This window comes from Streptomyces sp. TSRI0281 (assembly GCF_001905125.1).
Classification (GTDB): Bacteria; Actinomycetota; Actinomycetes; order Streptomycetales; family Streptomycetaceae; genus Streptomyces.
The window spans coordinates 34,760-59,790 of sequence record NZ_LWLE01000038.1; the positions used below are offsets into that span (position 1 = coordinate 34,760).

Genomic DNA, 25,031 nt, shown 5'->3' on the forward strand with positions numbered 1-25,031 from the left:
GCGAGGGTACGCCAGGGGCAGCCGTCCCGCGCGAAAACCGTTGCGCGCCGACGGCCTCCGGTGCCACCATCGCCGTCATGACGATGATCCGAAAGGTCCGGCTCACCTCCTCCCGGTGAGCGCGATGAACGCACCCACGCCCCACAGAGAAGAAGTCACCGTTCTGTACGCCCGGTTCGACCACCTTCCGTACCCGGCCCGTATGCGGGCCATCGCCGAACACACCCGCTCGCTGGACGACGAGGGCTACCGCGCCGCCCGCGCCGCCCTGGACACCGCGGACCCCGACGACCGCCGGCTGGCACTGTTCCTGGCCGTCGTCCGCCGCGATCTCGAAACCGTCGCCCTCGCCCTCGCCGACCCGGTGCTGCGCCCGCGCGCACTGTCCGCGGCGATCCGGCTGCCGGTTCCCGAACAGGCCCTGGAAGCCCTGGCCCTCGGCCCGTTGCGGGCCGTGCGCCACAACACGTACCGCGTTCTGCGGCTGTCCCGGCGCCGGGACCTCGCCGACCGGATCCTTCCCCGGGTCCGTGAACTGCACGGCGACGAGGACGCCGCCCGGCTGCTGCCCGCCTGTACCCCCGACGCGGTCGGACAGTGGCTGCCCCGGCTGTCCGGGGTGCCGCACGGCATCCTGTTCACACTCACCCGTACCGCGCCCCGCGCCCTCGCCGCCCACCTCGCCGACCGGGCCCCGTCCGACGGCCGGGACCGGTGGGAGGCTGCCCGGCCGCGCAACGGCAGCCAGCACCTGGTCAGCCGCCTCACCGCGCGCGACCCGGCCGCCGGAGCGCTGCTCCTGGAGCGTGCCCCGCACCTGGTCACCGGGCCGGCCGCGCTGGTGCTGCTCAGGGAACCGGCCGCCGTCGCGGCCTCCCTGCGGCGTACCGGAACCGAACGGGTCCCGCTCGCTCCGGGGCCGGTGTCCCGGCGGGTGCGCCGCGCGCTGGACGCCTGCGGCCCGCAGGACGCCGCCCTGCTCGCGGACGTCCTGCGGGTGGAGCACGACATCGGCGGCCCGACCGACAGCTGGACCACGGCGGAGCCGCTGCTCGCCCTGCTGCCACCGGCCGAGCGCCGCCGGGTGGTCGAGGCGCGGCTGGACGCGAGCCGGGGACAGTGGACCGGTCTCATCGGCCCCGTGGCCTCGCTCGATCCCGCCGACCGGACCGAGATCGCCGGACGCCTGCTGAAGGGGCGGGCCGGGCGCAGGGCCTACCCGCGCAGCCGGATCGCCTCCCTGCTGCCGCCGGCCGAGGCGGAACCGCTGCTGCGGGACCTGAGCGCCGCCCACCGCCCGTGGGAACGGGCCCTGGCCTGGGCGGCCCTGCTGCGCTGCGTCGGCGGGCAGCGCGATCCGCAGGCGTACGCACGCGTCCTCCTCTCCTGCGAGCGGGCCTGGCACGACCAGGAGGAGGTGCGCCGCACCGCCCTTCTCGCCGCGGGCGCCGCCCGCGGCCCGCTGCTGGACGCGGCACCCTTCGCCGCGCTGCGGGACGCCGCGACGACCACCGTGCAGTCACGCGACTCCACGGCGCAGACGCTCCGGGCAGCCGAGAAGTGGCTGCGGCGCACCGCCCTCCGCGCGGTACGCGCCGGTGACGCCGAACGGGCGGCGGACGTCATCGGGCTGCTCGTCCAGGTCCTGGACGATCCGCGCGGAAGCGGGGACGTGCGCCCGCTGGACATGGCGGGCGCCGGGGCCCGCGCGGTCTGGGAGCGCTGCGGAACGCCGACGCCCGCCCACGTCCTGCTGTTCGCGGGCCTGTTCGCGCGGCACCTCGCACAACTTCCCGCACTCGACGGGGCCGTGGGCCGGGCGGCACTCGACGATCCGCACGGCGAACGGGGCCGGCGGGCCGCCGCGCTCCGGCTCGCCGATCCCGTCACCCGGGAGCGTCGGTGCGCCGAACTCCTCGCCGCCGACGTGTCCTTCGTGGCCGTGCCCGAAGTGTGGCGGACCCTGTCCCGGCGCCGCACCGACCTCCTCGACGCCGTCATGGGGCCGGACCTGCCGTCGCGCTGGGCACCCCGCCAGGCGCGCGCCGGACTCGGGCGGTGGCTGCCGCGCCAGCGGGCCCTGCTCGACGCGCAACTGGCCCGGGTGGCGGCGGACGACGACGTACCGCTGCGGGAACGCACCGACGCGGCGGCCCTGCTGGGCGACACCGAGGCCCTGTACGCGCTCGTCGCCGGGGCACCGCAGCCCGTGGCGGCCGCCGCCTGCGGGGCACTGGGGGAGCGGGCGGCCGAGCGCGGAGGGGCCGCCGCGCACCCGCGGACGCTGGACTTCCTGCTCGACCGCGCCGGGACCGGCGGGGTGCGGGGCCGGGCGGCGATGGCCGGGGCCAGGACCCTTCTCGCCACGGTGCCCGACGAGGAGGCCGTGGCCCGGTTCGCCCGGATGGTCCGGGACACCGACGGGTCCGTCGGCGGCCGGAAGGCGGCCGTCCGGGGGCTGTCCGCGCTGTCCTCCCCGAACGCCACCGCCGCCCTGCTCGCGGGCTGGGACACACCGGGCCAGCACCGTGACGTCCACGCCGCGATGGCCGGCCCCCTGACGGCGCGGATGGACGTACCAGGCATCGGGGAGCGGCTCGCCGCACAACTGCATCACCCGGCGGTACGCGAGCGGGTTCTCGCCGCACGTCCCGACCGGGCCGCGGCCGCCGGGGCCCGGTACCGGTTCCTCGCCCGGACGGTGGCCACCGCGGAGCGGAGCACGGCGGTGCAGGCCGCCCGTGCGCTCAGGGGTCCCGGCTCCGCCGACGGGCCGGTGCGCGGGACGATGGCGGCCGTGGCGGCCGACCCGGAGCGTCCGCGTGAGGTCCGGGGCGACGCGCTGGACCTGCTGTGCGAATGGGCCGTCCCCGGCCCGCGCCACGGGGAACTGGTCACCGTGCTCGGCGTACTGGTGGCACAGGCCCGGAGCGACGCCCCCGAGGAGCGGCGCGCCGCTCTGTGGGTCCTGGGCGAACAGAACGACGCGTACCGCGACCGCCCGGCGGGTGCGCTCGACGCGGTGGCCGACGCGCTGGAGCGGGCCGGGCTGGCACACTCCGCGTCCCGTGTGGCGCTGACGGCGGCCCTGACGGCGCTGACGGTCGCGGACGCCTCGCCGGAGCGCTGGGAACGCTGGCTCGGCCTGGCGGGGGAGCGGCCGGGCCCTCTCGACCAGGTGCGCGACCACCGGCGGACACCGATGAACGCCCAGCCCGTCGGGGCCATCGCGGCGGTGGTGGAGATGCTGCGCGCACACGGCTCGGTCACGGCCGGGCTCGCCGCCGTGCACCTGGTCGTCAGGGGCGGCGAGTCCACCTCCTGGGCACAGCCGTGGGTGGACGGGCTGGACGCGCTGCGCGCGAGCGGGCATCCGGAGGTCGCGGAGGCCGCGCTGCTGGCGGACCTCCGACGCCCGGTCTCCTGAACCGCACCCCTGACCGGCCTCTCCTGTCCCGTACGGCCGGGATCCTGGTCCCGCACGGAGGGGAGAGGCCGGTCAGGCCAGCCGGATGATCCCGTCGGAGACGGTGATCTTCTGCGCGGGCAGCGGACGCGGCGCGGGACCGGCCTCCACCGCGGCGTCCGTGATGCTGAATCTGCTCCCGTGGCAGGCGCAGTCGATGGTGCCGTCGGCGACCGACGAGACGATGCAGCCCGCATGGGTGCAGACGGCCGAGAACGCCTTGAACTCGCCCGCCGCGGGCTGGGTCACCACGACCTTCTGATCCTGGAACACGGTGCCGTCGGCGACCGGGATGCCGTCGGTCCTGGCCAGCTCCTTCCCGCCGTCGGGCGAGACACCCGGACCGGCACTCGTCGCGCCGCCCGAGGCGGTCCGACGAACCGCGCCGCCGCCGTCCCGGTGGCACGGGGGAGGAAGCGACCGCGAGCGCCGTCGCCGGACTCTTCACCGGGGTCCTGGCCGACTGGGTGCACGGGCGGATCACCGCGACGCCCGAGCGGCTCGCGGCACGGATCCGGCACCTGCTCCTCGCCGTCCACGCCACCGCCGTGTCTCACGGACAGAGCACCGTGACCGAGGGCGGCCGGACCCCTCTAGGCTGAAAGACACAGGAGGGAACGGCGCGACGCGAAGAGCGCGGGCGCCGGGCCCCCGAAGGCGCTGAGGCACGTGGGACGCCGAGGTGCCGAGGTGCCCGGAAACGATGAATCGAAGAGGCGAGGAGTACGACGTGGCGGTACGAGCGGTCCGTGGAGCCGTCCAGCTGGAACAGGACGAGGCCGGACACATGGACGAGCAGGTCGGTGCCCTGCTCACCGCCGTCCTGGAGCGCAACAACCTGGTCTCCGACGACCTGATCAGCATCTGGTTCACCGCCACCCCGGATCTGCACAGCGACTTCCCGGCCGCCGCGGCCCGCGGCCTCGGCATCGTCGACGTCCCGCTGATCTGCGCCCAGGAGCTGGACATCAAGGGGGCCATGCCCCGTGTCGTACGGATACTCGCCCATGTCGAGACCCCGCTTCCCCGGGCCGGGATCCAGCATGTCTACCTCGGCGCCACCGCCACCCTGCGCAAGGACATCGCCCAGTGAGAACGGCCCTCGTCATCGGAACGGGACTGGTCGGCACCTCCGCCGCCCTCGCCCTCGCCGGGCGCGGCATCCATGTCCACCTCGTCGACCACGACCCCTCGTCGGCCCGTACCGCGGCGGCACTCGGCGCCGGCACGGACGAGGCGCCCGAGGGCCGCGTCGACCTGGCGATCGTCGCCGTACCGCCCGCCCACACCGCATCCGTGCTGGCCACCGCCATGCGCGAGGGGGTGGCCCGGGGCTACCTGGACGTCGCGAGCGTCAAGGGCGGCCCGCGCCGCGAGCTGGAAGCCCTCGGTATCGACCTCACCCCCTACATCGGTACGCACCCGATGTCGGGCAAGGAACGTTCGGGCCCCCTCGCCGGCACCGCCGACCTCTTCGAGGGCCGCCCCTGGGTCCTCACCCCGACCCGGGACACCGACACCGAGGTCCTCAACCTCGCTCTGGAACTGGTCGCCCTGTGCCGCGCCGTCCCGGTCGTCATGGACGCCGACGCCCACGACCGTGCCGTCGCCCTCGTCTCCCACACCCCGCAGCTGATCTCCTCGATGGTCGCCGCCCGCCTGGAGGAGGCCGACGAGACGGCCGTACGCCTCTGCGGGCAGGGCATCAGGGACGTCACCCGCATCGCCGCCTCCGACCCCCGGATGTGGGTGGAGATCCTCTCCGCGAACCCCGGCCCGGTCGCCGATGTGCTGACCGGAGTCGCCGCCGACCTGGAGGAGACGGTACGGGCACTGCGCGGCCTCCAGTCCGCCGACGAGGACGAGCGCCGCGCGGGCACCGACGGCATCGAGGACGTCCTGCGCCGCGGCAACGCGGGCCGGGTCCGGGTGCCCGGCAAGCACGGCGCGGCCCCCGCGTCGTACGAGACCGTGGCCGTGCTGATCGGCGACCGGCCGGGCGAGCTGGCCCGGATCTTCGCCGACGCGGGACGTGCCGGGGTCAATATCGAGGACGTCCGCATCGAGCACGCCACCGGCCAGCAGGCGGGCCTGGTCCAGCTGATGGTCGAGCCGAGCGCGGCGGCCCCGCTCGCCGTGGCGCTCCAGGAGCGGGGCTGGTCCCTGCGCCCGTGAGCGGGCCCGCCACCACGGGTACAAGGCTCCGCCCGGCACTCGGTAACCTGGTGCGTGGCCCTCTTGCGGCCCGTTCGCCCTCACCCCGTGCACCAGGAAGGTGTCCACCACCGTGGAAACCGTAAGCGCCTCAGTGATCGTCGCTATTGACGGGCCCTCCGGCACCGGCAAGTCGAGCACGTCCAAGGCCGTCGCCGCCCAGCTCGGCCTGAGCTACCTGGACACCGGCGCCCAGTACCGGGCGATCACCTGGTGGATGCTGAACAACGGCATCGACGTACAGAACGCGGCGGAGGTGGCGACCGCCGCCGCCAAGCCGGTCATCGTCTCCGGAACGGACCCGGCCGCCCCGACGATCACCGTCGACGGCGAGGACGCCGCGGGCCCGATCCGCACCCAGGAGGTCACCTCCAAGGTCAGCGCCGTCAGCGCCGTCCCCGAGGTGCGCAGCCGGATCACCGGGCTCCAGCGCGCCATCGCGGCGGGCGCCGAGAACGGCATCGTGGTCGAGGGCCGCGACATCGGCACCACCGTGCTCCCCGACGCCGACCTCAAGATCTTCCTCACCGCGTCCCCGGAGGCACGGGCCGCCCGCCGCAGCGGCGAGGTCAAGGGCTCCGACCTCGCCGCCACGAAGGAGGCGCTGATCCAGCGGGACGCCGCCGACTCCGGCCGCAAGACCTCCCCGCTGGCCAAGGCGGACGACGCCGTCGAGGTCGACACCACCGAGCTGACCCTTCAGCAGGTCATCGAGTGCGTCGTCACCCTCGTCGGGGAGAAGCGGGCCGAGAGGTGACCGAGGCCACGGGGGCGCCCACGCTGCGCGGAGCGGCCGTCGGGCGGGGCATCGGGATCGGGCTGATGTACGGGCTCTTCAGGCCCCGGGTGCTGGGAGCGTGGCGGGTGCCCGCCTCCGGACCCGTCATACTCGCGGTGAACCACTCCCACAACATCGACGGACCGATGCTGATGGGCACCGCGCCCCGGCCGGTGCACTTCCTGATCAAGAAGGAGGCGTTCGTCGGCCCCCTCGACCCGTTCCTGCGCGGAATCGGTCAGCTGAAGGTGGACCGTACGACCGTCGACCGCACGGCCATCACCCACGCCCTCGGCGTGCTGGGGAACGGCGGAGCCCTGGGGATCTTCCCGGAGGGCACCCGGGGCGAGGGAGATTTCGCCTCGCTGCGTGCCGGACTCGCGTACTTCGCGGTACGCGGCGGTGCGCCGATCGTCCCGGTGGCCGTCCTGGGAAGCACGGAGCGCCGCGGACGGTTGATACGGGGGCTGCCTCCGCTGCGCAGCCGGGTCGATGTCGTCTTCGGCGATGCCTTCGACGCGAGCGACGGGAGTGGGCGGCGGACGCGCAAGGCGCTGGACGAGGCGACCCTGCGGATCCAGGGGAAGCTGACCGCCCACCTGGAAAGTGCCAGGCGCCTCACCGGGCGTTAGGCGAGACTTGAGTAGTGGACCGCGCCGACCGCGGTCCATCGATGATGATGCAAAGAGGAACGGACTTCATGAACGACCAGATTCACTCCGACGGCTCGGACCACGAGCACGGAGCACTTGGCGATGCCGAGTTCGCGGAGTTCATGGAGCTCGCCGCGCAGGAAGGCTTCGACCTCGAAGAGGTCGAGGGTGCCCTCGACGAGGCCGGTCACGGCCCGCTTCCCGTGCTCGCCGTCGTCGGCCGCCCCAATGTCGGCAAGTCGACCCTGGTGAACCGGATCATCGGCCGCCGTGAGGCCGTCGTCCAGGACAAGCCCGGGGTGACCCGCGACCGCGTCAGCTACGAGGCCGAATGGGCCGGACGCCGCTTCAAGGTCGTCGACACCGGCGGCTGGGAGCAGGACGTGCTGGGCCTCGACGCCTCCGTCGCCGCCCAGGCCGAGTACGCCATCGAGACGGCCGACGCGGTCGTCTTCGTCGTCGACTCGACCGTCGGCGCGACCGACACCGACGAGGCCGTGGTCAAGCTGCTGCGCCGGGCCGGTAAGCCCGTCGTGCTGTGTGCCAACAAGGTCGACGGCCAGAGCGGCGAGGCGGACGCCACCGCCCTGTGGTCGCTGGGCCTCGGCGAGCCGTACCCGGTCTCCTCCCTGCACGGCCGCGGCACCGGCGACATGCTGGACGCCGTCCTCGAAGCCCTGCCCGAGGCCCCGGCCCAGCGCTTCGGCGACGGGACCCTCGGCGGCCCGCGCCGGATCGCCCTGATCGGCCGTCCGAACGTCGGCAAGTCCTCCCTCCTGAACAAGGTCGCGGGCGAGGACCGGGTCGTCGTCAACGAGCAGGCGGGCACCACGCGGGACCCGGTCGACGAGCTGATCAAGCTCGGCGGCATCACCTGGAAGTTCATCGACACCGCCGGTATCCGCCGCCGTGTCCACCTCCAGGAAGGCGCGGACTACTACGCCTCGCTGCGCACCGCGGCCGCCGTGGAGAAGGCCGAGGTCGCCGTCGTCCTGATCGACTCCAGCGAGTCCATCAGCGTCCAGGACCAGCGCATCATCACCATGGCGGTGGAGGCCGGGCGTGCCCTGGTCGTCGCGTTCAACAAGTGGGACACCCTCGACGAGGAGCGCCGCTACTACCTGGAGCGCGAGATCGAGACGGAGCTCGCGCAGGTCGCCTGGGCCCCGCGGGTCAATGTCTCGGCCGTCACCGGCCGTCACATGGAGAAGCTCGTCCCGGCGATCGAGACGGCGATCAAGGGCTGGGAGACCCGTATCCCCACCGGCCGGCTGAACGCCTTCCTCGGTGAGATCGTCGCCTCCCACCCGCACCCGGTGCGCGGCGGCAAGCAGCCCCGCATCCTCTTCGGCACGCAGGCGGGCACCAAGCCGCCGCGCTTCGTCCTCTTCGCCTCGGGCTTCCTGGAGCACGGCTACCGCCGCTTCGTCGAGCGTCGGCTGCGTGAGGAGTTCGGCTTCGAGGGGACCCCGATCCACATCTCGGTCCGGGTCCGCGAGAAGCGCGGCCGCAACAAGTAGCACGGGGCAGGGCACGAAGAAGCCCCGGACCGCTCGCTTCGGCGAACGGTCCGGGGCTTCTTCCGTACATACGGTCCCGGGCTTTTTCGGTACATCACGAGCGGTACCTCACGAGCGGTACGGCGGGCGCCGGCGGCCACGCGCCCGTATGCCACGAGCCGTACGTCAGCACGTCCGGGCGCACCCCGCTCCGGCGTCAGTACTCCCGGGACGCCGGCCCCGGGGGCAGCGCCGGCTGCGCCCGTCCGGCGTGCCGGCCGACCCGCTGCCAGGAACCGAGGCTCCCTGTGCGCGGTGTGCCGCTCTGCCCGCCCTGGCTGCCGTAGCCGCCGTGGTGTCCGCCGGTGGCCGAGTGGCCCAGTGGGGGGCGAACGCCGAAGAGCCCGGTGCCGAAGGACGAGAAGCCGAGATTCTCCTCACCGCTCCGATCGCCCGGCAACGCCCGGAACGACCGCCGGTACTCGGAGTACAGGGCGTCGTAGATCGGGGTGGGGGACTTGCCCTCCGAATCCTGCGAGGGGCGCATGGCAGGGATCTGACTCTGGTGCTGGCGGGAGGAGTCGTATGAGTGCACATAGGTGCCAACGACCTCACCGCCCGTCGGATGCGGTCGCGGCGGAGAAATCGCTGTTCGGCGTGGGTGTCCGGGGCGTACGGACACGATCAGGTTCCGGCGAGCGGCATCGCGGCGGCCACCAGGAGACCATTGACCGCGGCCTTCTCCAGGGCGTCGCGCAGCAGGTCCTCGCGCGGCTGCTGGCCGATCGAACCGGCCGGGGCGGCGAAGACGAGGACCGTCTTCGACTTGTTGACCGCGGTCCGCCAGCCCTCGGTGACCTGGAGCGGCTGATGGGCCTGCCACCAGGCGACCGGGGTGCCCCCGCCGGAGCCCGGCTGCAGCACGGCGTGCAGCTGGCCCATGGCGAGCAGGACGGACCAGCCGGGCAGTACGTCCGGCAGCCGGTTCATGTCGGGGGCGGGGCGGAAGCCCTGCTCCAGCAGCAGCTGGAGGAACGCGTCGCCCCCGCTGCCGTCGGTTCCGGGCCGGGCGACCGGGCCGGTCGGTTCGACGACCAGGGCGGGGCGGAGATCGTCCTCGATCAGGACGAGACCGCTGGTGATGCCGAGGACGGCCTGTTCGGGCATGAGACCCTCCGGGTTCTGTGGCTCGCTGCCGGTGATGCTTCGCACTGCGCCCTGGAGCTGGTCCTCCGCGACCTGGACGACCTGCGAAGGGATGCACGTCGCGTGGGCGAACGCGAGCACGGCGGTCTCGTCGCCGATGAACAGCACCGTGCTGGTGCGTTCCTGCTCGGAGTCGCCGGGGGTGCGGCAGGAGGTGCAGTCGTAACTGCCTGGGGCGTTGTCGCCGACGAGCAGCCGGTCGGCTTCGGCATCGCCGATCTCGGCGCGTACGTCCTCGCTGACGTCGAGCATGCGCGGCACGGGTGGCTCCTCGAACTCGGTGCGTGGGCCGGGCGGTTCCCGGCTCATGAAGAGACAACGCGGGATCCGAGGCCGGAGTCACGCACCTGGGGTCTTTGGTTTGAGTCGGGCCGGATCGTGCCGGAGCAGGCCGGATTCCGCCGGGCGGGGGCTCGCGAGCCCGGTGTGATCCGGACGGGAAGCCCTTCGGGAGAGCCGGGTGAGCTCGCGGGCGGGCGGCGACGAGGAGACAGGTCGACACCTCGGCACGCCGATGACCGGACCGGTCCGCCGGGGACGGTCCCGTCATCGAACCGGACCTCCTGATTCCGGAAACAACAGGTCACGTACGGGTTCCGGTCGGCCGGGCGCCCGCGACACGGGACGCCTGTACGGATTCCGTATGCGTGACCGATGGCCAGTACAGTCCCCAGCAGACCAAGCCGACCAGGGGGTTACGGCGACGCCATGCACATTTCTTTCCTGCTTCACAACGCGTACGGCATCGGGGGAACGATCCGTACGACGTTCAATCTCGCTCACGCACTCGCCGAGCAGCACGACATCGAGATCGTCTCGGTCTTCCGGCACCGCGACGCACCCGCACTGGGCGCACCGCCGGGCGTGACGATGCGCCATCTCGTCGACCTGCGCGCGAAGAGCGCGACCTACGACGGCGATGCGGCCGACCACGCCAGGCCCGCCGCGGTGTTCCCGCGCGGCGACAGCAGACATCAGCAGTACAGCCGGCTCACCGACGCCAGGATCGCGGCCCATCTGCGCTCCCTGGAGGCGGACGTCGTCGTCGGGACCCGGCCCGGCCTCAACGTGCACATCAGCAGACAGGCCCGCCGGGGCCCGGTGCGCATCGGTCAGGAACACCTCACGCTGGACAGCCACAGCTACCGGCTGCGCCGCGAGATAAGCCACCGCTACGAGTTACTCGACGCGATCACGACCGTCACACGGGCCGACGCCGAGGACTACCGGAGGCGGCTGCGGCTGCCCGGCGTACGGATCGAGGCGATCCCGAACAGCGTGCCCGCCCCCGTGGGCCCGCCCGCGCAGGGCGATCAGAAGTGGGTGGTCGCGGCGGGCCGGCTGCACAAGGTCAAGCGCTACGACCTGCTCGTACGGGCCTTCGCCGAGGTGAGCGCGGCACGCCCCGACTGGCGGCTGCGGATCTACGGCGGCGGCGACGCCACCGGCAACGAGCAGCGGACGCTGCGTACCCTCATCGAGGAACTCGGACTGCGTGACCAGGTGCTCCTGATGGGATCGGTCCACCCGATGGAGGCCGAGTGGCCCAAGGGCTCCATCGCCGCCGTCACGTCGGACCGGGAGTCGTTCGGCATGACGATCGTCGAGGCGATGCGCTGCGGGCTGCCGGTCGTGGCCACCGACTGCCCGCACGGACCGGCCGAGATCATCGACGACGGCACCGACGGGCGGCTGGTGCCGGTCGGTGACGATGCGGCGGTCGCCGCCGCGCTGCTCGCACTGATCGAGGACGACGGACTGCGGCACCGGATGGGGCGCGAGGCGCTGGCCGCATCGCGGAGATTCGACCCGGCACGGATCGCGGAACGGCACGAGAACCTGTTCACCGAGCTGGCGGCACAGGGCGCGCGGGGCCGGGGCCAGGGCGCTCTGCGCACCGCGTTGCACCGATCCCGGGGCACGGCGCTGGACGGGGCGTACGCCCTGCGCTACAAGGCCGCCGACCTGCTCCGCAGGGGCAGGGCCGGCTGAGCCGCGGAGCGGTTGCGGACCCCGCCGTCCGCAATCGCCGCTTCTCGGACCACGAGATTCCGATCGTGCGAGTGGGGGGCGGAGGGAGTGCGGGAATCGTGCGCATAGATAAGACCTGCATAAAGGCGCATGAATTCCCGGTGTTATGGGCATCCAGGCGAACCCGGCCAGGTGCCGAGGGAAAAGGCAGATCACCGCATGATCCCGTCACGCATTCCGCGTTTGCCGTTCCGAGATCATTTGCCCGTCGGCCGAAAAGCCCCGAGCGCCCGTTCCGGAGAGTCCGTTCGAGTGAATTGTTCGAAGTAAACGAGTGTGGGGATCCTGTGACACAAGCGTGACCGGTACGGCATGTGGGGATGCGGCACGGGCCTCCGGAGCCCCGCCTTCCGTCACGGTCCGAGGCCGCCTACGGTGAGAGGTATGGCATCTATACCGACCCCTCCCGTACAGCCGGACGACGTCCCCGAGTCGTACGTCGGCCTCGGTGCCGAGGCCGCCGAGCGGCAGGCCAGGTCCCGTGGCTGGACCACTGTCAGAGCCGTGCCACCGGGCACGTTCCTCACCATGGAGTTCCGCGGCGGCCGCCTCAACTTCCAGGTCGAGGACTCCACCGTGACGCGTTGCTGGGTGGGCTGAGAGGCCGTGCGACCCCCTGGAGCGAGCGAAGGCCCCGACCGGCGCGGTCGGGGCCTTCGCCGTGCGGAGTGGGGCTGTGCGTACCGTCCCCGCGGTCCGGGGGCGGCTCAGCCGCCCGTCATCGGCCGGGCCGGGCTCGTGCTGCCGCGCGGTGTGCGCTCGGCGTGCGGAGGGCGGCGGGAGCCGGCCGGGGTGACCGGGGTGCGTTCGGAACGCACCGGGTGGGACGCGTGCGCCCGTGACCGGGTCCCCTGGCCGGGGTGACCGGACGGCTGGCCCGTCCCCGTGGCCGCTCCGGGCCCGGGGCCCTCGTCCTCGGCCGCGACGCCCTCGGAGGCGATCGACTGCGGGAGCAGCACCGCGGGCGGTACGTCGGCCGAGACCGGGACCGGGGTGCCGGCCCGACGACGCTGCCGCCACTGCTCGCGCACCGAGAAGACCCGGGCCTCGGCACGGGTGATCAGGGGCTCGAACCAGGGCAGGGCCAGCAGGATCAGCAGACCCGCCGCCCAGCCCAGCAGCACATCGCTGAGCCAGTGCGTACCGATGTAGACGGTGGTGAGCCCGACGCCCAGCGAGACCGTCGCGGACAGGGCGGACAGATAACGCCTGGCCCGTGGCGTGGTGGCCAGATAGGCAAGGATTCCCCAGGTCACGACGGCGTTGGCGGTGTGTCCGGAAGGAAATATATCGCCGCCCGCGAACATCTCGGCGGAGCCGATCCGGGTGGCGTAGTGCGGGCCGAGCCGCCCGAGGCCCAGCTTGACCGCGCCGACCGTCACATTGAGCAGCAGCAGCGAGCAGCCGAGGGTGAGCAGCGGCCGGAGTGTGTGCTGCCGCCAGGAGCGCCAGCCCAGCCAGCTGGCGATCATCACGGCCGTGGGGCCGCGCTGGCCGAGCACGACGTAGTAGTCGAGGAAGGCGTGGAGTTCGGGCCACTGCTGGTAGGGCCGGAAGAGCATGACCTTCCAGTCCAGGGCCACCAGCCAGGACGAGACCAGCACCGCGACGACGATGGCGAGATAGAACGCCAACGTCCCGCCGAAGAGAGCGATGCGGTGACGACTCATCCGCGGTGCCTCTATCTTCGGCGGTTCCGGCTCCCGGTCCAGCCGGGCAAAGATGTCGGTACGCACCCAATCGACGTTACAGCGAGTGAGTGTGTGACCAGGCCGATCCGGCCGCTTTGTGATGACGATGTGATGTGGACTATGTCTCAGATCGGCGTCTATTCGGGGAGCGGCGAAGAATCTTCGTGATCTTGTGGCCAATTCTCGGCGGGCCCGCTTCGTAAGAATGTTTGAGGGGTCGGAAAATTCCGCGTGAGGGTTTCCGCGGTAATTCTTCCGGCCATTCGGGGGAGGCGCGCATCGGCGACGTGTCACCCGTGGGGGGTACCCCGGTGCCGTCCCCCACGGCCCTCGGGTGTTCCGGGGGAGGGGGCGGCACCGGGGTCGGGAAGGGGGCCGGAGTGGCGTACGCCACACTCCGCGGCGCACAGGTGTATGAGCTGGACCACGTGTGACCACGCCGAACTCGCGTACGCTGACGGCTCACTCGCCCGTCGATGCCGGGCCTGGGGGACACCGAAAGCCGGTTCCCCGTTGGCCTGCCGAGCGCGAGGGACTCTCTGGGAGGTACGTAGATGTCCGGGACGACCACGGCCGGAGCCCGGCTGCGTGCAGCGGCCGACGGCGCCAACCGCTGGCTCGTTCTCGTCGTTCTCTGTCTCAGCCTGCTGCTGGTCGCGCTGGACGCGACCGTGCTCCATGTCGCGGTGCCCTCGGTCACCGAGGACCTGCGGCCCAGCGCCGTCGGTCTGCTGTGGATCGTGGACGCCTATCCGCTGGTCTGCGCGTCGCTGCTGATTCTCTTCGGCACCCTCGGTGACCGGATCGGCAGACGGCGGGTGCTGCTGTTCGGCTACGCGCTGTTCGGTGTCGCCTCGGCGATGGCCGCGCTGGCCGACACCCCGGCCGTACTGATCGCGGCGCGCGCCCTGCTCGGCGTCGGCGGCGCGATGATCATGCCCGCGACGCTGTCGATCCTGCGCCAGGTCTTCCCCGACCGCCGGGAGCGTGCCCTGGCCATCGGCGTCTGGAGCGCGGTCGCCGCCGTCGGGGCCGCCGCCGGACCGGTCATCGGCGGCTTTCTCGTCGAGCACTTCTGGTGGGGCTCGGTCTTCCTGATCAACATCCCGCTGATGGCACTGATCCTGCCGGTCGGCCGCTGGCTGCTGCCCGAGTCCCGCGGCAGCAGCGACGGCCCGTGGGACGTGCTGGGCGCACTGATGGCCGCGGCGGGTGTGCTCGGTGTCGTCCTCGGCGTGAAGCGGGTCGGCGGCGGCGAGGGACTCCTCGGCCCCGCCACCCTCGTCCCGCTCGTGGCCGGCGCCGTGCTGCTGGCCGTCTTCGTGCGCCGCCAGAAACGGCGTACGCATCCGCTCATAGACATCGGGATGTTCTCCAGGCCCGCCTTCAGCACGGCCGTCGGCTGCATCGTGCTCGCCATGCTGGCCCTGGTCGGCCTGGAACTGATAGCGGTCCAGTACCTCCAGCTGGTGCTGGGTCTCAGCCCCATGGAGACCGGGCTGCGGCTGCTGCCGCTGACCTTCGCGGCGATGGCCGCGGGCGTCACCGGCTCGTACACCCTGCGGCGCGTCGGGCCTCGCCGGATGGTGGGCTGGGGCTTCGTCCTGACCGCCGCCGCGGTGCTGCTGCTGACCCTGATGGGACAGCAGGACCGGCCCGCCCTGCTGACCGTCGGGTTCGTGCTGCTCGGCTTCGGGCTCCAGTCCACGCTCTTCGGGGCGTACGAATCGATGCTGAGCGAGGTGCCCGCGGACCGGGCGGGCGGTGCGGCGGCGATCGGTGAGACCTCCTACCAGCTGGGTGCGGGCATGGGGATCGCCCTGCTCGGCAGTGTCATGAACGCCGCCTACGCCCCCGGTCTGGCCACGCTGCACGAGAAGGGCGTGCCCAAGGAGGCGGGCTCGGCCGCCGCGCACTCGCTGGGCGAGGCGTATCAGGTGGCGGCGCAGCTGGGCGGCCCGATGGGCGCTCTGCTGCGGTCCACCGCCCGGCACGCCTTCATCGACGGGCTGCACCTCACGCTGTTCGTCAGCGCGGGCCTGCTGCTGCTCGGGGCGCTGGCCGCACTGCGGCTGCCGAGGACCATGGAGTGTCCGCCCAAGGAGACCTGTCTGCCGTACGAGGCACGGGCCGCCAAGACTCCTGCCCCGCGTGTCCCGGACCGCTCCGAGCGGCAGGTCCCGCTGCCCGCGCGGCGCGAGCCGGCCGAGGCCACCGGCTCTGGACGAGCGGCACACTGAGCCGTAACGTCAGCACGACGCCCTGACTATCACTGCTAGTTTTAGAGGGTCCCGGGCGTCCCGAGGGCCCTCCGAAACACCGTGCGAGCCGCCGGAGGCACCCTCATGTCCACCACCGAGTCCGCGAAGCCGTCGACGACACCGAAGCCGCCGAAGCTTCCGCCCTTCGACGCCACCGACCCTCTCGGCATCGACGATCTGCTCGACCCCGAGGATCTCGCGATCCGCGACACCGTCCGCACCTGGGCCGCCGACCGCGTCCTGCCGCACATCGCCGAGTGGTACGAGAACGGTGAACTGCCCGGCATCCGCGAGCTGGCCCGCGAACTCGGCTCGCTGGGCGCGCTCGGCATGTCCCTGAAGGGCTACGGCTGCGCGGGCGCCACGGCCGTCCAGTACGGGCTGGCCTGTCTGGAACTGGAGGCGGCGGACTCGGGTATCCGCTCCCTGGTCTCCGTGCAGGGCTCCCTCGCCATGTACGCGATCCACCGTTTCGGCTCCGAGGAGCAGAAGCGGCAGTGGCTGCCCGGCATGGCGGCGGGCGAGATCATCGGCTGCTTCGGCCTGACCGAGCCGGACCACGGCTCCGACCCCGCCGGGATGCGGACGTACGCCAAGCGTGACGGCGGCGACTGGGTCCTCACCGGCCGCAAGATGTGGATCACCAACGGTTCGGTCGCCGGGGTCGCCGTCGTATGGGCGCAGACCGACGAGGACGACGGCGGCAGCGGAATCCGCGGCTTCGTCGTACCGACCGACAGCCCCGGCTTCACCGCGCCGGAGATCCGGCACAAGTGGTCCCTGCGCGCCTCGGTCACCAGCGAGCTGGTGATGGACGGCGTACGGCTGCCCGCCGATGCCGTGCTCCCCGGCGCTCTCGGCCTGCGCGGCCCGCTCAGCTGTCTCAGCCACGCCCGGTACGGCATCGTCTGGGGAGCCATGGGCGCGGCGCGCGCCAGTTTCGAGGCGGCCCTCGACTACGCGAGGACGCGGGAACAGTTCGGCAGGCCGATCGGCGGTTTCCAGCTCACCCAGGCCAAGCTCGCGGACATGGCCGTCGAACTGCACAAGGGCATCCTGCTCGCCCACCATCTGGGCCGCAGGCTGGACGCGGGCAGGCTCCGCCCGGAACAGGTCAGTTTCGGAAAGCTCAACAATGTGCGGGAGGCGATCGAGATCTGCCGTACCTCGCGCACGATTCTCGGCGCCAACGGGATCTCGCTGGAGTACCCGGTGATGCGGCATGCGACGAATCTGGAGTCGGTGCTCACGTACGAGGGCACCGTGGAGATGCACCAGCTGGTGCTGGGCAAGGCGCTCACCGGTCTGGACGCGTTCCGGTAAACGGGACGCCGCCGGACCACCTGCCCGGCGAGCGCCCTGCTCAGCTCTGGTTGAAGAAGCCGTCGGCCTTCCGGCCGGCGGCTCCGCCGTTGAGGACCTGGGTGTCGGCCGGGGTCAGCAGGAAGACCCGGGTGGCCACCCGGTCGATCGAGCCGCGCAGCCCGAAGATCAGCCCTGCGGCGAAGTCCACGACACGTTTGGCGTCGGCGGGGTCCATGGCGGTGAGGTTCACGATCACCGGGACGCCGTCCCGGAACAGCTCACCGATGGCCCGTGCGTCCCGGAAGCTTTCCGGGGTCACGGTGGCGATCCGGCGGTCCTGCTCCTCGGCCGTCTCGGCGGCCACCTGCACGCGCGGGTCGGTCACCCACGCCTGGCCACCCGTCCCGGTCTCCGCACCCCCGGAGTACTCGTCGTCGTAGTACCGCTCGTCGTGGTTGTCCTCTACGAGGCCCAGCCAGGCACTTGCCTTGCGCACCGATCCCATGGACGCCTCCTCTCACCGCGGTTCCTTGGCGTTCCGCATCTCTTTCGTATCCCTATCGTCGTCCATGATGCGGATACCGCGCCAAGTGGATAGTCGGCGCGCAGGGGATTCGTGACGGTACTGGTGCAGAGGATGTGGCGGTTCGTCAAGGTTCCTCCTGCATAAGGACGGTCGCGGAAGGAAAATATGATGCTCCGGTCCGTACGGGTGACATGGGGGACGTACGGGTGAACGGACCACTCGATACGATGCACGCCGCGCAGGTGCACGAGTGGCGCGTACCTGTCGAACGGCTCTCGGGGGATCGTCGTGTTCGGAATCGTCAGGCCCTGTACCCATCGGCTCACCGAGGGGCTCAGGACCGAGTGGATGGCGCATCTGTGCGGGCTCTGTCTCGCCCTGCGCGCGGACCATGGGCAATTCGCCCGGATCGTTACGAACTATGACGGCCTGATCGTCTCGGTCCTGACGGAGGCTCAGGCCGGGCGCACCCCCGCCGGGCGGCGCACCGCGGGGCCCTGTCCGCTGCGCTCCATGCGGACCGCCCCGGTCGCCCGGGGCGAGGGAGCCAGGCTCGCCGCGGCCGTCTCGCTCGTCCTGGCCTCGGCGAAGGTCCGCGACCACGTCGCCGACCGGGACGGGCTGTTGGCGCGCCGGCCGGTCGCCGCCGCCGCCCGCAGGGTCGCGGCGGGCTGGGACAGGGCCGGTGCCCGCACCGGCGCCGAGCTCGGCTTCGACACCTCGTCGCTGGTCGACGCGGTCGACCGGCAGACCCGGATCGAGGCGCTCGCCGGCCCCGGCACCCCGCTGCTGACGGTCACCGAACCCACCGAGACGGCGACCGCGGCGGCCTTCGCGCACACCGCCGTACTCGCGGGCGTACCGCGGAACGCCGCGCCGCTCGCCGAGGCGGGCCGGCTCTTCGGACGGCTCGCGCATCTGCTGGACGCCGTGGAGGACCGGGAAGCCGACGCGGCGTCAGGCGCCTGGAACCCGCTCACCGCGACCGGTACCCCGCTCGCCGAGGCCCGGCGGCTGTGCGACGACGCGCTGCACGGCGTACGGCTCGCGCTGCGCGACGCGGAGTTCACCGACGGCAGGCTCGCCCATGCGCTGCTCGTGCATGAACTGCGGCGCTCCGTGGACCGGGCGTTCGGCTCCTCCTCCTGCTCGCACCGGGGCGCGTTCGGGCCGCCGCCCGGCAATCCGTACGCGCCGACGCCCGGCGGTCCGGCCCTCCCGCCCCAGCCCCCGCCCGAGCCGCCGCGCGACCGGCGCGGGCTGATCACCGGGTGCCTGGTGTGGGCCGGGCTCGCCTGCACCTGCCAGATGTGCTGCGGGTCCTTCGAGGACCCCTGGTCCCGGCAGGAACGCGAAGGGCTCTGCCGCCAGGCCGACTGCAGCGACTGCTGCGAGGCGTGCGACTGCTGCAGCTCCTGCGGCGACGGGTGCTGCTGCGACTGCGACTGCGGGTGCGACTGCTGAGGCGGGCCCCGGAGCCCTGCCGGGGCCCCGGAGCACTCGCCTGACGGCAGGTCACTTCAGCTCGGGCGGCGAGATCCGCGAGGAGGTGATCGCCGACTCGGCGGTGCCCCACTTCTTCAGGATGCGGTCGTACGTACCGTCGGCCCGCAGACCGTTGACCGCGGCCCGGAAGGCAGGCGCCAACGGGGTTCCCTTCTTGAAGGCGAAGCCGACGTCGAGCCGCTTGAACTCATTGAGGAAGCGCAGCCCCTCCTGCTGCGTCACCGCGTAGCGCAGCCCGTTGATGGTGGACATCACCACATCGCTGCGGCCCTGCTGGAGGGAGATCCAGATGGCCGCCTGGTCGCTGTACGTCTTCACGTCGTACGCCTTCCTGCCCGCGTCCGTGCACAGGTGCTTGTTCTCCTGGAGCGTCACCTCGAACGTGGTGCCCGCCCCGGTGCCCACGGTCAGGCCGCAGAGCTGGGTGAGGTCGGTCACCTTCTTCAGCTTGCTGTCGTCGCGGACCGCGAACCCCTGGCCGTCATTGATGTACGTCACGAAGTCGATCGTTTCGCGGCGCTCGTCGGTGACCCCGAAGTTCCCCGTGCCCAGGTCGTACTTCCCACTGCCCAGCGCCGGGAGGATCGCCTCGAAGGACGCGATCTCGCGCTTCAGCCTCAGCCCGAGCGCCCTGGCCACGGCGTCCGCGAAGTCGATGTCCGCGCCCGCCGGTGTTCTGCCGTCCTCCAGGTAGAACGCCCCGGGCGGGGTGCCGACGCTGGAGGCGATCCTGAGCGTGCCCGAGGACCGGACGTCCGCGGGCAGCAGTTCCGCCGCGGCCTCGTCCTTCTTGACCGCCGACACCACGTCCGCCGTCGGGATCTTCCCCTGGCCGGCACCCGCCGCACCCGATCCGCCGCCCGGCGCCGCCGCCGGGTCCCCCGATCCGCACGCGGTGAGCGCGAGCGCGGCGACGGTGATCAGGGCGAAGGCGGCGGTGTGCCGGGTTCGGGGCATGGCGGGGCTTCTCCGGGTTCGTCAGGGTTCATCGTTCATCAGGGTTCGCCGATGACGTCAGGGCGCGAGCGGGTACGCCGACCGGACTCCGGTGCGAGGACAGCACGGAGCGCGGGGCGGGGAATCAGCGGTGCGAGGGGAGGGCGAAGCGGTGTTGTGTACGTGAGGGCACGCGGGAAAGGGGTGCTCGAACGCGGACAGGGGCGTGAGCGGGTGAAGCGGGAAGCAGGGAGTCAGCTCAACAGGAAGAGGACCACACGCGACCGAAGTCGATGTGGGAGCGGGTGACCAGCCACTGCTGCGCATGCATGGCCCAAGTGGAACAGGCATCCGGTTGCGCGTCAACCGGCCTGAGACGTCGGGCCCACAGTGTGGACAGGCTTGACAACGGGCCGCGCACAGCGCTTATCTCGGAGGCGGACCGGCGCTGAGGGGCCCGGTCCACGTTGTGTTTGGTGTGAAGGCACGCCCCGTGTTCGATCTCTGCATCCACGGAGCCTTCGCATGTCCGCGCAGACAGATGTCCTGCCTCCCCCGCTTCCCGCACCGCCCGTCAAGACCGACGGCGACGTGGTGCCACGCATCGTCCCGGTCCGCCGAACAGGCCAGTGGGCAGCGGCCGTTGCCGTCCTCGTGCTCCTCGCCCTGGCGCTGGTCTCCGTCATCCGCAACGACGCCTTCCAGTGGGACGTCGTCGGCGACTACCTCACCACCGCCTCCGTCCTGCGCGGACTCGGGCTCACCCTCTGGCTCACGGCGCTCGTCATGGTGCTCGGCTTCGCGCTCGGCACCCTCCTGGCCATCCTCAGGCTCTCCGGCAACCGCGTGCTCCAGGCGGTCAGCTGGGGATACGTCTGGCTCTTCAGATCCACCCCGATCCTGGTCCAGCTGCTGTTCTGGTTCAACATCGGCGCCCTGTACCCGCAGATCCTCGGCGTCAGCACGGTCAACCTCCTGGGGCCCGTCACCGTCGCCGTCGTCGGACTCACCCTGCACGAGGCCGCGTACGCCGCCGAAGTGGTCCGCGGCGGCATCCTCTCCGTCGAGCGAGGACAGCTGGAGGCGGCCCAGTCACTGGGCCTGGGCCCCTGGCGCCGGCTCCGCCGGATCGTGCTCCCGCAGGCCATGCGCTCCATCGTGCCGCCCGCCGGGAACATGCTGATCGGCACCCTCAAGGGCACCTCGATCGTCAGCATCATCGCCGTGCAGGACCTGCTCCACTCCGTCCAGCTCGTCTACCACCGCACCTATCAGGTCATCCCGCTGCTGCTCGTCGCCACCCTCTGGTACGTCGCCGTCACCTCGGTCCTCGGCCTCGGACAGCACTACGTCGAACGGCACTACGCACGCGGCACGGCGGGCACCCGATGAGCACCGCACCCGCCGCCACGCCCCGCCTCGTCATCATCGGCGGCGGGCCGCGCGGCACCGGCGTCATCGAACGCATCGCCGCCAACGCCGCCGGTCTGTACCCCGGCGGGCGCCTCGACATCCATCTCGTCGACCCGCACCCGCCGGGCGGCGGCCGGATATGGCGGCCGGACCAGTCGCCGCTGCTCTGGATGAACTCCATGGCCGAGGACGTCACCATGTTCACCGACGACACGGTGCGGCAGGACGGCCCCGTACGGCCCGGACCCGCCCTGGACGACTGGGCGAAGGACGTCCGCGCCGGGCGGATCACCGTCGACGCCGAACCCGCCGTGCTGGAGGAGATACGGCAGCTGTACGGCCAGGACTTCCCCAGCCGCCGGCTCCAGAGCGCCTACCTGCGCTGGGTATACGAACAGGCGCTGGCCGCACTCCCGCCCGGCATCACCGTGCGGGAGCACCGGACCCGCGCCCTGGGCGTCACCGGCCCGCGCGGCGGCCGCCAGCGCGTCCGGCTCCAGGGCCGCGCCGCCCCCCTGACCGCCGACCTCGTCGTCCTCACCGTCGGCCACCTCGACGCCGAACCCGACGCCGAGCAGCGGGAGCTGAGCGCGTTCGCCGGCCGGCACGGGCTCATCCACCTGCAGCCCGACTTCACCGCCGACAGCGACCTGAGCGCCCTGCCCGCGGGCGAACCCGTCATCGTCCGCGGCTTCGGGCTCGCCTTCATCGATCTGATGGTGCTGCTCACCGAGGGGCGCGGCGGCCGGTACGAGAACGGCGTCTACCTGCCCTCGGGCCGTGAGCCCGTGCTGCACGTCGGATCGCGGCGCGGTGTCCCCTACCACTCCAAGATCGGCTACGGCTGGACGGGCGAGCGACCGCCGCTGCCGCGCTTCCTCGGCCCCGGCCTGGCCGGGGAACTGCTGGGCCGGCCCGGACCGCTCGACTTCCGGCGCGATGTGTGGCCGCACGTCGAGAAGGAGCTCGGCCACGCCCACTACCACCGGCTGTTCACCGCCCACCCCGAGCGCACCACCGTCGGCCGTGACGTCTTCGAGGACAAGTATGCCGCCGCCGATCCGGGCAGCGCCGAACTGGCCGCCCTCGTCGCCGCGGCCGTGCCCGACCCCGCCGACCGGCTCGACCTGGCGGCGCTCGACCACCCGCTGGACGGGGTGCGCCACCCCACGTACGACGCGCTCCAGGACGGTCTGCGCGACTACATCACCGCCGACCTGGCACGCCGTCACGACCCGGGCCACAGCCCCGACCTGGCGGTGTTCCTCGGGCTGCTCTCCGCCTACGGGCAGCTGATCAGGTTCGGCGACATCGGCAACTGGTGGCACGGTTTCTTCAGCTACCTGGCCTCCGGCCCGCCCGGCCCCCGGCTGGAGCAGCTCCTCGCCCTCTCCCGGGCCGGGGTCGTCCGCTTCCTCGGCGCCTCGGTCACCGTCGAGGCCGACGAGGAAGCGGGAATCTTCCGGGCCGGCAGCGCCACCGTCCCTGCCGAACGCGTCGAGGCGCGGGCACTGGTCGAGGCCCGCCTCCCGGACCCCTCGCTCCGCCACACCGCCAGCCCGCTGCTGCGCGGCCTGTACGAGGACGGCGCCGCCACCACCGACACGGGACTGCTCTCCGTCGACCCGGGCGACGGCCGGATCCTGGACCGCGACGGCCGCCCGCACCCGCGCCGCTTCGCGCTCGGCCCCTACACCACCGCGCGCAGCAGCGGCGCCTTCACCCGGCCCCGCACCGGCGGCCCGGCCTTCGGCCAGAACGACGCCACCGCGCGCACCGTGCTGACGTTCCTGCGCGACCTCTCCTGTCGCGGCCGCCTCAGCGCCTGACCGCGGCCCACCTCCCGTACATATGTCGCTTAAGGAACCCTCATGTCGCTCACCAGCGATCCACCCATCGACAAAGAGACCGTTCAGGACCCCGTCACCGACTACAGCGGCCTGACCGTCGTCCCGGTCCGCCACCCCTGGCGCTGGGTGGCCGTCGCCGCGACCGCCGTCCTGCTCGCCCAGTTCCTGCACGGACTGGTCACCAACCCCGGCTGGGAATGGGACGTCTTCGCCCGGTTCTTCACCGCCGCGACCATCCTCAAGGCCGTCTGGGTCACCCTCCAGCTGACCTTCTACGGAACCGTTCTCGGCTTCGCGCTCGGCATCGTCCTCGCCTTCATGCGCCTGTCGGCCAGCCCCTTCCTCAGGGCGGTCGCCCACGCCTACATCTGGGCGTTCCGCTCGATCCCGCTGATCGTCCAGCTGCTGTTCTGGTTCAACCTCGCCTACCTCTACAAGGAGTTGCGGTTCGGCATCCCGTTCGGCCCCGGCTTCTTCACCTTCGACACGATGAACCTGGTCGGCGCGATGAGCGCGGCCGTGCTCGGGCTCGCGCTGCACCAGGCGGCGTACGCGGCGGAGATCGTGCGCGGCGGCGTACTGGCCGTGGACTCCGGGCAGTCGGAAGCCGCGGCGGCCCTCGGCATCCCGCGGCTGCGACAGCTGCGGCGGATCGTGCTGCCGCAGGCGATGCGCTCCATCCTGCCGAACGCCGCCAACGAGATCATCTCCCTCTTCAAGGGCACCTCGATCGTCTCCGTCATGGCGATCGGCGAACTCTTCTACCAGGTCCAGGTCGTCTACGGCCGCAACGGCAGGGTCGTACCCCTGCTGATGGTCGCCACCGTCTGGTACATCCTCCTGACCACCGTGCTCTCCGTCCTCCAGTACTACGTCGAACGTCACTACGCCAAGGGGGCCGTGCGATGAGCGCACCCAGCGATGCCATGGTCGAGATCCGCTCCGTGCACAAGAGCTTCGGCTCGCTCCAGGTACTGCGCGGCATCGATCTGTCCGTCCGCACCGGAGAGGTCACCGTCGTCCTGGGACCCTCCGGCTCCGGCAAGTCCACCCTGCTGCGCACCATCAACCACCTGGAGAAGGTCGACCAGGGCTGGATCAGCGTCGACGGCGCCCTGGTCGGCTACCGCAGGGAGGGCGACAAGCTGTACGAGCTGCGCGAACGCGAGGTTCTGCGCCAGCGCACCCGGATCGGCTTCGTCTTCCAGAACTTCAACCTCTTCGGGCACCTCACCGTCCTGGAGAACATCATCGAGGCACCGGTCTCGGCCCTGCGCCGCCCCCGGAAGGACGCCGTCGCCGCGGCCGAGAAGCTGCTCGCCCGGGTCGGGCTCGCCGACAAGGCGGGGGCGTACCCCAAGCAGCTCTCCGGCGGTCAGCAGCAGCGCGTCGCCATCGCCCGCGCGCTCGCCCTCGAACCGAAACTGCTGCTCTTCGACGAGCCGACCTCCGCGCTCGACCCCGAACTGGTCGGCGAGGTCCTCGACGTCATCAAGGACCTCGCCCACCAGGGCACCACGATGATCGTCGTCACGCACGAGATCGGCTTCGCCCGCGAGGTCGCCGACACCGTCGTCTTCATGGACGAGGGCCGCATCGTCGAGCAGGGCCCGCCCGCCGACGTACTCGACCGCCCCGTCCAGGAACGCACCCGCGCGTTCCTCTCCAAGGTTCTGTGATCCCCGCCCGTGTTCCC

20 protein-coding genes and 1 pseudogene are annotated in these 25,031 nt (G+C 72.1%); 15 read left to right on the plus strand and 6 right to left on the minus strand.

Going from position 1 to position 25,031, the window contains the following annotated elements:
- The first annotated feature begins 124 nt into the window (after positions 1–124).
- Entirely contained in the window at positions 125–3,427 is a 3,303-nt protein-coding gene (locus A6A29_RS41065) for a hypothetical protein (protein WP_073728975.1), read from the plus strand.
- Between the two features lie 72 nt (positions 3,428–3,499).
- On the opposite strand, the pseudogene A6A29_RS41070 reads toward A6A29_RS41065, so the two are convergent.
- A pseudogene (locus A6A29_RS41070) lies at positions 3,500–3,829 on the minus strand (Rieske (2Fe-2S) protein); the annotation flags it as partial.
- Between the two features lie 367 nt (positions 3,830–4,196).
- Between A6A29_RS41070 and aroH the strand changes: the two are divergent.
- The 5 genes from aroH to der all read left to right on the plus strand — a co-directional run bounded on the left by aroH (position 4,197) and on the right by der (position 8,631).
- Complete coding sequence (aroH, locus tag A6A29_RS41080; RefSeq protein ID WP_073728977.1) at positions 4,197–4,559, plus strand: chorismate mutase; 363 nt, start codon at positions 4,197–4,199, stop codon at positions 4,557–4,559.
- Entirely contained in the window at positions 4,556–5,641 is a 1,086-nt protein-coding gene (locus A6A29_RS41085) for a prephenate dehydrogenase (protein WP_073728979.1), read from the plus strand. Before aroH ends, A6A29_RS41085 begins: the two co-directional genes overlap by 4 nt.
- A 100-nt stretch (positions 5,642–5,741) precedes the next feature.
- Positions 5,742–6,437, plus strand: coding sequence for a (d)CMP kinase (cmk, locus tag A6A29_RS41090; RefSeq protein WP_073728981.1), 696 nt, complete (start codon positions 5,742–5,744; stop codon positions 6,435–6,437).
- Positions 6,434–7,090, plus strand: coding sequence for a lysophospholipid acyltransferase family protein (locus A6A29_RS41095; RefSeq protein ID WP_073728983.1), 657 nt, complete (start codon positions 6,434–6,436; stop codon positions 7,088–7,090). Before cmk ends, A6A29_RS41095 begins: the two co-directional genes overlap by 4 nt.
- Positions 7,091–7,158: 68 nt before the next feature.
- Positions 7,159–8,631, plus strand: coding sequence for a ribosome biogenesis GTPase Der (der, locus tag A6A29_RS41100; RefSeq protein ID WP_073728985.1), 1,473 nt, complete (start codon positions 7,159–7,161; stop codon positions 8,629–8,631).
- Positions 8,632–8,827: 196 nt separating this feature from the next.
- Here the strand turns inward: der and A6A29_RS41105 are convergent, their stop codons facing one another.
- A complete protein-coding gene (locus tag A6A29_RS41105) occupies positions 8,828–9,157 on the minus strand; it encodes a hypothetical protein (protein ID WP_073728987.1) in 330 nt (109 codons plus the stop codon).
- A gap of 137 nt (positions 9,158–9,294) precedes the next feature.
- A complete protein-coding gene (locus A6A29_RS41110) occupies positions 9,295–10,077 on the minus strand; it encodes a hypothetical protein (protein ID WP_073728989.1) in 783 nt (260 codons plus the stop codon).
- Positions 10,078–10,524: 447 nt separating this feature from the next.
- On the opposite strand from A6A29_RS41110, the gene A6A29_RS41115 reads away from it, so the two are divergent.
- On the plus strand, positions 10,525–11,808 hold the full coding sequence (locus A6A29_RS41115; protein ID WP_073728991.1) for a glycosyltransferase family 4 protein: 1,284 nt from the start codon (positions 10,525–10,527) through the stop codon (positions 11,806–11,808).
- Positions 11,809–12,231: 423 nt separating this feature from the next.
- Positions 12,232–12,447 (plus strand): I78 family peptidase inhibitor, encoded by a 216-nt coding sequence (locus A6A29_RS41120; RefSeq protein ID WP_073728993.1) that lies wholly within the window; start codon positions 12,232–12,234, stop codon positions 12,445–12,447.
- Positions 12,448–12,554: 107 nt separating this feature from the next.
- Here A6A29_RS41120 and A6A29_RS41125 read toward each other — a convergent pair whose 3' ends face one another.
- Positions 12,555–13,583, minus strand: a complete 1,029-nt coding sequence (locus A6A29_RS41125; RefSeq protein WP_073728995.1) for a phosphatase PAP2 family protein — start codon at positions 13,581–13,583, stop codon at positions 12,555–12,557.
- Between the two features lie 509 nt (positions 13,584–14,092).
- On the opposite strand from A6A29_RS41125, the gene A6A29_RS41130 reads away from it, so the two are divergent.
- Positions 14,093–15,778 (plus strand): MFS transporter, encoded by a 1,686-nt coding sequence (locus tag A6A29_RS41130; protein ID WP_073728997.1) that lies wholly within the window; start codon positions 14,093–14,095, stop codon positions 15,776–15,778.
- Positions 15,779–15,883: 105 nt separating this feature from the next.
- On the plus strand, positions 15,884–17,122 hold the full coding sequence (locus A6A29_RS41135; protein ID WP_073728999.1) for an acyl-CoA dehydrogenase family protein: 1,239 nt from the start codon (positions 15,884–15,886) through the stop codon (positions 17,120–17,122).
- 40 nt (positions 17,123–17,162) lie between these two features.
- Here A6A29_RS41135 and A6A29_RS41140 read toward each other — a convergent pair whose 3' ends face one another.
- The gene (locus tag A6A29_RS41140; RefSeq protein ID WP_073729001.1) at positions 17,163–17,609 is read right to left on the minus strand and encodes a cell division protein SepF; all 447 of its coding nucleotides are present in this window, start codon (positions 17,607–17,609) and stop codon (positions 17,163–17,165) included.
- 309 nt (positions 17,610–17,918) lie between these two features.
- On the opposite strand from A6A29_RS41140, the gene A6A29_RS41145 reads away from it, so the two are divergent.
- On the plus strand, positions 17,919–19,094 hold the full coding sequence (locus tag A6A29_RS41145; protein WP_073729003.1) for a DUF5685 family protein: 1,176 nt from the start codon (positions 17,919–17,921) through the stop codon (positions 19,092–19,094).
- Between the two features lie 51 nt (positions 19,095–19,145).
- Here A6A29_RS41145 and A6A29_RS41150 read toward each other — a convergent pair whose 3' ends face one another.
- Positions 19,146–20,093 carry an ABC transporter substrate-binding protein gene (locus A6A29_RS41150; RefSeq protein WP_073729005.1) on the minus strand — a complete coding sequence of 316 codons (948 nt, stop codon included), beginning with the start codon at positions 20,091–20,093 and terminating at the stop codon, positions 19,146–19,148.
- Between the two features lie 504 nt (positions 20,094–20,597).
- Between A6A29_RS41150 and A6A29_RS41155 the strand changes: the two genes are divergently transcribed.
- Genes A6A29_RS41155 through A6A29_RS41170 form a run of 4 tightly spaced genes read left to right on the plus strand, consistent with a single transcriptional unit; the run spans position 20,598 to position 25,014 of the window.
- The gene (locus A6A29_RS41155) at positions 20,598–21,464 is read left to right on the plus strand and encodes an amino acid ABC transporter permease (protein WP_073729007.1); all 867 of its coding nucleotides are present in this window, start codon (positions 20,598–20,600) and stop codon (positions 21,462–21,464) included.
- Positions 21,461–23,314: an FAD/NAD(P)-binding protein gene (locus A6A29_RS41160; protein ID WP_073729009.1), complete on the plus strand. Its 1,854-nt coding sequence runs from the start codon at positions 21,461–21,463 to the stop codon at positions 23,312–23,314. The genes A6A29_RS41155 and A6A29_RS41160 overlap by 4 nt, the downstream gene beginning before the upstream one ends.
- Positions 23,315–23,356: 42 nt before the next feature.
- Entirely contained in the window at positions 23,357–24,244 is an 888-nt protein-coding gene (locus tag A6A29_RS41165; protein ID WP_073729011.1) for an amino acid ABC transporter permease, read from the plus strand.
- A gap of 17 nt (positions 24,245–24,261) precedes the next feature.
- Positions 24,262–25,014 (plus strand): amino acid ABC transporter ATP-binding protein, encoded by a 753-nt coding sequence (locus tag A6A29_RS41170; RefSeq protein ID WP_073729013.1) that lies wholly within the window; start codon positions 24,262–24,264, stop codon positions 25,012–25,014.
- Positions 25,015–25,031 lie beyond the last annotated feature (17 nt).

Bases quoted from the DNA above. Each gene is read 5' to 3' on its own strand.
- A6A29_RS41135 (WP_073728999.1), top strand. From the start codon at position 15,884: ATGTCCACCACCGAGTCCGCGAAGCCGTCGACGACACCGAAGCCGCCG.
- A6A29_RS41140 (WP_073729001.1), bottom strand. From the start codon at position 17,609: ATGGGATCGGTGCGCAAGGCAAGTGCCTGGCTGGGCCTCGTAGAGGAC.
- A6A29_RS41155 (WP_073729007.1), top strand. From the start codon at position 20,598: ATGTCCGCGCAGACAGATGTCCTGCCTCCCCCGCTTCCCGCACCGCCC.
- A6A29_RS41105 (WP_073728987.1), bottom strand. From the start codon at position 9,157: ATGCGCCCCTCGCAGGATTCGGAGGGCAAGTCCCCCACCCCGATCTAC.
- A6A29_RS41130 (WP_073728997.1), top strand. From the start codon at position 14,093: ATGTCCGGGACGACCACGGCCGGAGCCCGGCTGCGTGCAGCGGCCGAC.
- A6A29_RS41150 (WP_073729005.1), bottom strand. From the start codon at position 20,093: ATGCCCCGAACCCGGCACACCGCCGCCTTCGCCCTGATCACCGTCGCC.
- A6A29_RS41170 (WP_073729013.1), top strand. From the start codon at position 24,262: ATGGTCGAGATCCGCTCCGTGCACAAGAGCTTCGGCTCGCTCCAGGTA.
- A6A29_RS41160 (WP_073729009.1), top strand. From the start codon at position 21,461: ATGAGCACCGCACCCGCCGCCACGCCCCGCCTCGTCATCATCGGCGGC.
- A6A29_RS41165 (WP_073729011.1), top strand. From the start codon at position 23,357: ATGTCGCTCACCAGCGATCCACCCATCGACAAAGAGACCGTTCAGGAC.
- A6A29_RS41065 (WP_073728975.1), top strand. From the start codon at position 125: ATGAACGCACCCACGCCCCACAGAGAAGAAGTCACCGTTCTGTACGCC.
- der (WP_073728985.1), top strand. From the start codon at position 7,159: ATGAACGACCAGATTCACTCCGACGGCTCGGACCACGAGCACGGAGCA.
- A6A29_RS41115 (WP_073728991.1), top strand. From the start codon at position 10,525: ATGCACATTTCTTTCCTGCTTCACAACGCGTACGGCATCGGGGGAACG.
- A6A29_RS41120 (WP_073728993.1), top strand. From the start codon at position 12,232: ATGGCATCTATACCGACCCCTCCCGTACAGCCGGACGACGTCCCCGAG.